The 2,944-nt window shown below is 57.5% G+C and carries 1 protein-coding gene and 2 pseudogenes; 1 reads left to right on the forward strand and 2 read right to left on the reverse strand.

Features of this window, described 5'->3' with window-relative positions; genetic code table 11:
* Nucleotides 1-342: 342 nt before the first annotated feature.
* Nucleotides 343-1,129 (forward strand): annotated as a pseudogene (locus ADK28_RS26865) (formate/nitrite transporter family protein).
* Between the two features lie 68 nt (nucleotides 1,130-1,197).
* On the opposite strand, the pseudogene gltX reads toward ADK28_RS26865, so the two are convergent.
* Nucleotides 1,198-2,612 (reverse strand): annotated as a pseudogene (gene gltX / locus ADK28_RS26870) (glutamate--tRNA ligase).
* Nucleotides 2,613-2,628: 16 nt separating this feature from the next.
* On the reverse strand, nucleotides 2,629-2,944 hold a 316-nt coding region (locus ADK28_RS32785; protein WP_204375386.1), incomplete at its 5' end, for a hypothetical protein.

Below are 2,944 nucleotides of genomic sequence, written 5' to 3' on the forward strand. Positions count from 1 at the left end.
CATGCAAGCGCTCTCCCAGCTGAGCTATAGCCCCGTTCCACAATCACTTTGTGCTGTGAACGGGGCGCATAATATGAAACCCGCTCAAAGCTGTCAACGGCTAAATTGAATTACTGAATCAAGCGTTGAAAAAGCCGCCAAATCAGCATCTTTGGCGCCAAAAAATCATCACTTTGCGCAGAGTTCATCCATTTTGCGCGCTACATCTCAAAATGGCGAAAGACCCTGCATATCACGTTGATTTTTAATTAACGAAATGTTAGCGAAATGCGCTTGAGTCGGACTCCCGAGCGGCATAGACTGCCCGCGCCATAAACTTCATTACTATAAACCGAGTCCGTCATGTCTTTGCATTCACCAAAAGAAATCGCCGCCCTCGCCGTTCAGGCCGGGGTAAACAAAAGCCGCGCCCCGCTCGCTAATCTGCTGATTCTGGGCTTTCTCGCCGGCGCCTTTATCGCCACCGGCTTCCTGCTGGATATTCACGTCATCGGCACCCTGCCGGCCGAATGGGGCTCTTTCGGCGCGCTGTTGGGCGCAGCGGTCTTTCCTATCGGTCTGATCCTGACCATTCTGGCCGGCGGCGAACTGTTGACCGGCAACATGATGACCTTGCCGATGGCCTGGTTTGCCCGTGAAATTCCCGCTATCGCCGTGCTGCGCAACTGGTTTTGGGTCACCCTGGCCAACCTGGCCGGCAGCGTGGCCGTCGCCTACTTTTTCGGCCACCTGCTGGGCCTGACCGAAGGCGCGTTTTTGCATAAGACGCTGGCGATCGCGCAGGCCAAAGTGGATGCGGACTTCCTGCACGCCTTCATCTCCGGCGTCGGCTGCAACTGGCTGGTGTGCCTGGCGGTGTGGTTAGCCTTCGCCAGCAAGGATGTGCCGGGCNAAAGTGATCGGCATGTGGTTCCCGGTCATGGCTTTTGTCGCCATCGGCTTCCAGCACGTGGTGGCGAACATGTTCATCATCCCGGCGGCCATCTTTGCCGGTGGCATGGGCTGGGAGCAGTACCTGCCTAATTTCGTCGCGGTATTTCTCGGCAATGCGCTGGGCGGCGCCGGCTTTGTCGGGCTGATGTATTTCCTCGCCTACCGTCCGGGCTTACCGGCCGGCGAGCAAGCCTGACAGCAAGCAATAAAAAAAGCCCCGGGATTGCTCCACGGGGCTTTTTCATTTATGGCGTATCAACCTAATCAGGCTTGCGCTTCACGCTCGGCGATGTAAGCCAGCGCCATGTCGATGCGCTGCAGCGAACGCTTCTGGCCGATCGCATGCACGGTCACGTCCATGCCTGGCGACTGGCCGGCGCCGGTCACCGCGACGCGCAGCGGCATGCCGACTTTACCCATGCCGACACCCAGCTCATCCGCCGTGCCCTGAATGGCGTCATGCACATTTTCCGGCGTCCAGACGGTGATGGCGGCCAGCTTGGCGCGCACCGCTTCCAGCGGCTGACGCGCGACCGGGCGCAGGTGCTTCTTGGCGGCGTCGGCGTCAAACTCGCTGAAATCTGCGTAGAAGTAACGGCAAGACTCCGCCATCTCTTTCAGCGTTTTGCAACGCTCGCCCAGCAGCTTGACGATGTCTTTCAGTTCCGGGCCGTTGCGGGTTTCAATGCCCAGTTGCTCAACGTGCCATGCCAGATGCACCGCCACTTCTTCCGCCGGCATATGGTTGATGTAGTGGTGGTTCAGCCACTGCAGCTTCTCGGTGTTGAACGCGCTGGCGGATTTGTTGATCGCTTCCAGCGTGAAGAACTCTTTCATCTCATCGATGGAGAAGATCTCCTGATCGCCGTGGGACCAGCCCAGACGCACCAGGTAGTTCAGCAGCGCCTGCGGCAGATAGCCGTCGTCGCGATACTGCATGACGCCCACCGCGCCGTGGCGCTTGGACAGTTTTTTACCGTCGTCGCCGAGGATCATCGACACGTGCGCGTATTCCGGCACCGGCGCGCCCAGCGCTTTGAGAATGTTGATCTGGCGCGGGGTGTTGTTGATGTGGTCTTCACCGCGGATCACATGGGTGATTTCCATGTCCCAGTCATCGACGACGACGCAGAAGTTATAGGTTGGCGAACCGTCGGTGCGGCGGATGATCAGATCGTCCAGCTCCTGGTTGCTGAATTCGATCGGGCCGCGAATTTTGTCGTCGAAGATCACCGAGCCTTCCTGCGGGTTACGGAAGCGCACCACGTGCGGCTCGNGTCGGTGTGGCTGCACTGGCTGTCGCGGCAGTGGCCGTCGTAACGCGGCTTCTCGCCGTTTTCCATCTGCTTCTCGCGCAGCGCTTCCAGACGTTCCTTGGAGCAATAGCATTTATACGCCGTGCCCTGCTCCAGCATCTCATCGATGACCGCGTTGTAGCGATCGAAACGCTTGGTCTGGAAATACGGGCCTTCATCCCAATCCAGGTTCAACCAGTTCATGCCATCCATAATTGCGTCGATCGCGTCCTGGGTCGAACGTTCCAGATCGGTATCTTCGATACGCAGAACGAACTCACCGCCCGCATGGCGGCTGAACAACCAGGAATAAAGTGCGGTACGCGCGCCGCCGACGTGAAGATAGCCGGTCGGGCTCGGTGCAAAACGGGTTTTGATTTTCATTGGGTTCACTGCCTTATTACGCAACGCGTGTCGGCGGTTGCCGACGATTGCTCGGAATTGAAAAAAGAGTGGACGACATTGTATCACCACGCGCTAATTCCTCAACGCCGACACGATATTGCGCCGGTCGATTTCGCGCGTTTTGCGGCGAGTTTCGCATAGCATCGCGCAAAGAATCGGCGCTGCTGGCGATAATTATCGCGCCCTGCCTAAATTTGCGGCGAACGATTGAAATCATTTTAAAAAGCGTTGACTCACTTTGAACTATCCCTATAATGCGACTCCAACAAGACGGGGCGATTAGCTCAGTTGGTAGAGCATCTCCTTTACAC

Source organism: Serratia sp. 506_PEND, assembly GCF_001076875.1.
Lineage (GTDB): Bacteria > Pseudomonadota > Gammaproteobacteria > Enterobacterales > Enterobacteriaceae > Serratia > Serratia marcescens.